Below are 5238 nucleotides of genomic sequence, written 5' to 3'. Positions count from 1 at the left end.
GATGGTCAAGTTGTCGGCCGTCGCGTTTCATGCCGATAGCATACACCAACGCCGCAACAATGTCGCCTATATTTCTGACCTATGAGTAAGTACCCCACGGTACGAAAAATAGAACTCGAGCATTGTGCCCCTCCGGCGTTACGGCGCAGGGGGATCCTGCGTCCGCACAAGGGGCACAAAATATTATGTGGCGGTGGAATCCAGCCGTGGCCGGCCCTGGCTGGCGTTAGGGCGCCTCCGCCACATAATCTCGTCCGACACATAATAGAAAGCGTTTTTAGATTGGCGGCGCGTGGTTCGGTACCCAACACGAGCACTCGCGAGGGGCGCCGGTAATCTAAAAACGTGTTGGACGAAGCCGCGGGCACGCCGCTGCAGCTATGGGTGTTGAATCACTGCGCCGTTATTTGTGGACGTCGTGATCTGGACTGGAGACAAGTCCAAAGCGGACATTATCACGAAAGTACTGGGTGGAAGCGACATCTGGGAAGCGAAGTAGCCGAAAAATGCGAAGCGCCGGAGGTTTGACGTCGGAAGAACGACAACAGGGCATCTATCGGCTGCCACGGCGGCCGGAAGAATTGCGAAATGGAAGGTGGCGGTTCTTGGTTGATCGAGGTCTCGCATCAAGAAGTGTCCGGTGAACGAGCGGCACTGAACGACCCTGGCTGCAATACCTCGACGCACACCATGTGGCCTTGATGACAGGATGGACATTGGCGCAAGGAAGCGGCATTGCAGTGCTCAGCCTTCTCGGGGCAATCGGATGGCTCTTCCAGCTCCGAATGAGCATCGGCGGATATCATTCCGAGCAGTTCACGGCAGCGAGCGAGCTTTTGCTTGCGGTAGCGGTTACCCAGAAAACCATAGTAGCGAATACGTTTGAAGCCTTCGGGCAGGACATGGATGAGGAAACGCCGAATGAACTCCCCGGCGTCCAGCGTCATTACGTTCTGCTGGCTTCCGTGGCGGTAATCCTTCCATCGAAAGCGTACTTTGCCGTCTTCGATATCGATGACACGGCTGTTGCTGATCGCTACCCGATGCGTATAGCGGCCGACATAGTGCACAACCTGTTCGGCGCTGCCAAATGGCGGCTTGGCGTAGATAACCCAATTGATTCTGCGGACATCGTTCAGATAACGCTGAAACGCAGCCGGATCACGCAACGGTTCCAGCGACGAGAAGAATTGTAGCTCGCCGGTATCGAACGACTTTTGCAAGGCGCTGAGAAATAGGCGCCGGAACAGACGGGAAAGCACGGCCACGGGAAGAAAGAAGCCGGGCCGGCACGCGATCCAGCGGCTGCCATCCGGGGACAGTCCTCCTCCAGGAACGACGCAATGGAGGTGGGGATGGTGGAGGAGGTTCTGGCCCCAAGTATGAAGGACAGAAAAGAACCCGATCTCGGCACCGAGGTGCTTGGGGTCGGCAGCGATAGTCCGCAAAGTCTCTGCAGCTGTGCGGAACATAATATCGTACACGGTGCCGGCATTCTGGAATGCGATCGCTGCGATTTGGTCGGGTATGGTGAAAACAACGTGAAAATACTGCGTATCGAGAAGCTCCGCTTGTCGCGCCTCGATCCATTCTGCCCGCGCGAGCGATTGGCACTTGGGGCAGTTGCGCGAGCGGCAGCTATTGTAGGAGATCCGCCGCTCTCCGCAGTGATCGCACTGCTCGACATGGCCACCGAGCGCGGCCGTTCGGCAGCGCTCGATCGCCGTCATTGCTGCACGTCGTTCGGTTGATAGAGACCTCCAGTGCTGCTCGCGCCAGGCAGCACCATAGCGGCGGAAGATATCCGCCACTTCCGGACCCGAGCGTCCCATGGGGCCGCCGTCAGAAATGTTCAGGCGGCGGCGGTGGTGGTGCCTTAGGGATTGGGCGCGGCAGCAGCTCCAGCGGGCTGGTCGCCGCGCAGACTTTGTTCGTGGCTATCCGGAGATATTGCGCGGTTGTGGACAGGCTGCGATGGCCAAGCAAGAGCTGGATGGTGCGAAGATCGGTGCCGGCCTCGAGTAGATGGACGGCGAAGGCATGCCGCAGCGAATGCGGCGTCACGGGCTTGGCAAGGCCCGTTAACCGATGCGCCTTGCTGCAGGCGTCCTGCACCGCGTTGGTCGATATCGGCTCGTTGGGGATACCGCCGGGAAACATCCACGTCCTCGGCCGGGCGGCGCGCCAATAGTCGGTCAGTGTCTCCAGCAACCGTGCCGAGAGCATGACGTAACGGTCCTTCTTTCCCTTGCCTTGATCGACGCGTAGCACCATCCGCTGTCGGTCGATGGCCCCCGGCGTTAGGCGTACCGCTTCGGAAATGCGCAGACCGGCGGCGTAGCATGTTGTCAGGATCACTTGATGCTTGAGGCTCTCCACGCAGCCGAGGAAGTGCAGCACCTCTTCGGGGCTGAGGATGACGGCGAGTGTCTTGGGCGCCTTTGGACACGGAATGATGAGGTCGAAATCCCATTCGAAGCCGAGCGTGACACGGTACAAGAAACGGAGCGCTGAGACGGCCACGTGGATCGACTTCGGCGCCAACTTCTTCTCGTTCGTCAGATAGACTTGGTAGGCGCGGACATCTTCCGGCCCAAGCAAAGCCGGCGACTTCGCAAAATGGCGGGCGAACTGCGAAACCTGCAGCAGATAGGAATCCTGCGGATGCGGTGACAAGTTGCGGATCTGCATGTCGTTTATCATGCGTAACCGAAGCGGGGTCATTGAAGGCTCCTTGGCAAAACAACGAAAACTGCCCGAGGGCAGCAACGCCATCTTGCTCGAAGCCAAGCCTATGAACGCTGCAAATTACGTCTCACCATGGCACGCTAAAGCAGTTACATTTGCTTCAGCCGCATTCCTTCATCTGACGATGGGCCACTCTTGCCGAGTGTTCTGCCGCGGAGCGGCTTCGTCCAAGAACGGTTATGTTGCGTGCAACATAACCGTTCGACGGTGCGCTTTATGTGTTCCGCGCCAAAAGAGCCGACCGAATAAAGATCGTATGGTGGGATGGCTCCGGCGTGTGCCTCTATTTAAAACGGCTTGAGAAGGCGAGGTTCTGCTGGCCGCGGATCGGGCATCATCGGGTGCAGCTGAATGCTGCGCAGTTGATGGCACTGGTGGATGGGATGGACTGGAAGCGGGTCCGGACCGCGGCGGTCAAGCCGCCGGAGATTGTTGGGTAAAAGCACTGCGGCGAAGTGAATCAGCGGCCTGAAAGGGCAAGAGAACCGGGACAAAATGTGCTCTGGTCGGGTCAATGACGCCGCCCGATCTCAGCCTCCCGAATGACGTAGAGACGCTGAAGGCCATGGTGCTTGCCATGGCCGAGAAAGCGGCCCGCGCCGATGCTCTGGAGAGCGAAGTCGCCGATCTCAAGGCCCGCAACGCCGATGCCGATGCGCGCATCGAGCGGCTGACGCAAATCCTGAAGGCCTTCGACCGCGCCCGGTTCGGCCGACGATCGGAAAAGCTCGGCTCGGCGAACGGCGACGATGAACAGCAGGCCCTCGTCTTCGAGGAGATCGAGACCGGCATCGCCGCGATCAAGGCCCAGGTCAGCAAGGGCCGTGCGCAGGCGGATGGCAAGCGTGCACCGCGTCGGCGCAAGGGCTTTGCACCCCATCTGGAACGGATCGAAACCGTCATTGAGCCGGAAGAGCTGGCTGAGCATGCCGGCAAGCAGAAAGTGCTGATCGGCGAGGACGTGTCGGAGCGCCTGGATGTGGTGCCGGCGAAGTTCCGGGTGATCGTCACGCGCCGTCCCAGGTATGCCTTCAAGAACGCGGACGGCGTCATCCAGGCGCCGGCCCCGGCCCATATCATTGAAGGAGGCATTCCTACGGAAGCGCTTCTGGCCCAGATCGCGGTCGCCAAATACGCCGATGGCCTGCCGCTCTACCGGCAGGAGGCTATCTACGCCCGCGATCATGTCGAGCTCGACCGCCAGCTGATGGCGCAATGGATGGGCAAGCTCGGCTTCGAGCTCGACATCGTAGCCGACTACATCTTCAGTGAGGTCAAGAAGGCCGAACGGGTCTTTGCCGACGAAACCAGCTTGCCGACGCTCGCTCCCGGCTCCGGATCGACAAAGACGGCCTACTTATGGGCCTATGCCAGGGATGACCGAACGTTTGGCCGCAGCAGTCCCCCGATGGTGGCTTATCGCTTCGAAGACAGCCGCTCAGGCGAATGCGCGGTCCGGCATCTCAATGGTTATCGCGGCATCCTGCAAGTGGATGGCTATGCCGCCTATAACAAGCTCACGCGATCCGATCGCGGCAATGATGGCATCACATTGGCTGGCTGCTGGTCACACAGCAGCCGCAAGTTCTACGAACTGCATGTTGCAGGGAGCTCGGAAGTGGCAACGGCGACGGTCGAGCGGATGGCAAGGCTCTGGCAGGTCGAGAAAACCGTGCGCGGTCAAAGCCCCGACGCTCGCGTTGCCGCGCGCCAGCAAGCCTCCGCGGCGATCGTCGCAGATCTCTTCGATCTCTGGCAGCAGACCTTGCGGCGGATCTCCGGCAAATCAAAACTGGCTGAGGCGATCCGCTATGCCGTCTCGCGCCGTGCCATCTTCGAACGCTTCCTGACCGATGGTCGCATCGAGCTCGACTCCAACATCATCGAACGCGCCATCAGGCCACAAACGATTACAAGAAAGAACAGCCTCTTCGCCGGCAGCGACGGCGGCGGACGAACCTGGGCGACCATCGCGACACTGCTGCAGACAGCGAAGATGAACAACGTCGATCCGCTCGCCTGGCTCACCCTCACGCTTCAGCGTATCGCCAACGGCTGGCCGAGCAGCGAAATCGACGCGCTTATGCCATGGAACCACGCCGCCTGACGGCCTCAGCTTGCCGCTTACGCTGGTCGGTCAGCCGGTCCGGCCCGACGTCCTTGCCTTGACCGCGCACCAAGCGAAACAGCGGCCCGTGGCCGATCCGGGCCAGCTTCAGCCAGATCTGCAGGGCGACGATCGGGCAGGTGGCGTCGGATGAGCCGCTGCCGATCTCGACCTCCCGCCAGCCGCTTTTGCCCCGCAGGGTGACGATCATGCCCTTGTCGGGATCTCGACCCAGCCGCGGCCGTCCTCGGTCTGGTCGCGGCCGCAATCCAGGCCGACGATTTCCGAGCGCCGCAGACCGCCGGCGTCCGAACACCGCCTCGACGATCTGCTTTCGCAGTCGGTAGGGGGTCTCGAAGCCGCCGTCGGCGATCTTTTTTCTC

3 protein-coding genes and 2 pseudogenes are annotated in these 5238 nt (G+C 60.6%); 2 read left to right on the top strand and 3 right to left on the bottom strand.

The window, feature by feature from the left end; translation table 11 throughout:
* Nucleotides 1-626: 626 nt before the first annotated feature.
* Both AAFX91_RS38735 and AAFX91_RS38730 read right to left on the bottom strand, forming a co-directional pair.
* Nucleotides 627-1832, bottom strand: coding sequence for an IS91 family transposase (locus AAFX91_RS38735; RefSeq protein ID WP_394570009.1), 1206 nt, complete (start codon nucleotides 1830-1832; stop codon nucleotides 627-629).
* A gap of 10 nt (nucleotides 1833-1842) precedes the next feature.
* Nucleotides 1843-2724, bottom strand: a complete 882-nt coding sequence (locus AAFX91_RS38730; RefSeq protein ID WP_394570007.1) for a site-specific integrase — start codon at nucleotides 2722-2724, stop codon at nucleotides 1843-1845.
* Between the two features lie 233 nt (nucleotides 2725-2957).
* Here AAFX91_RS38730 and tnpB point away from each other — a divergent pair.
* Nucleotides 2958-3188, top strand: a pseudogene (tnpB, locus tag AAFX91_RS38725) (IS66 family insertion sequence element accessory protein TnpB); the annotation flags it as partial.
* 74 nt (nucleotides 3189-3262) lie between these two features.
* Nucleotides 3263-4855 (top strand): IS66 family transposase, encoded by a 1593-nt coding sequence (tnpC, locus tag AAFX91_RS38720; RefSeq protein WP_394570005.1) that lies wholly within the window; start codon nucleotides 3263-3265, stop codon nucleotides 4853-4855.
* Here the strand turns inward: tnpC and AAFX91_RS38715 are convergent.
* Nucleotides 4833-5161, bottom strand: a pseudogene (locus AAFX91_RS38715) (integrase); the annotation flags it as partial. The gene tnpC and the pseudogene AAFX91_RS38715 overlap by 23 nt on opposite strands.
* Nucleotides 5162-5238 lie beyond the last annotated feature (77 nt).

The sequence above is a fragment of the Bradyrhizobium sp. 31Argb genome (genome assembly GCF_043638955.1).
Classification (GTDB): domain Bacteria; phylum Pseudomonadota; class Alphaproteobacteria; order Rhizobiales; family Xanthobacteraceae; genus Bradyrhizobium.
The sequence above is the reverse complement of the archived record's forward strand: the minus strand, read 5'-3'. Positions and strand labels throughout refer to the sequence as shown.

Coding starts and splice junctions, on each gene's coding strand:
- tnpC (WP_394570005.1), top strand. CDS start 3,263: ATGACGCCGCCCGATCTCAGCCTCCCGAATGACGTAGAGACGCTGAAG.
- AAFX91_RS38730 (WP_394570007.1), bottom strand. CDS start 2,724: ATGACCCCGCTTCGGTTACGCATGATAAACGACATGCAGATCCGCAAC.
- AAFX91_RS38735 (WP_394570009.1), bottom strand. CDS start 1,832: ATGGGACGCTCGGGTCCGGAAGTGGCGGATATCTTCCGCCGCTATGGT.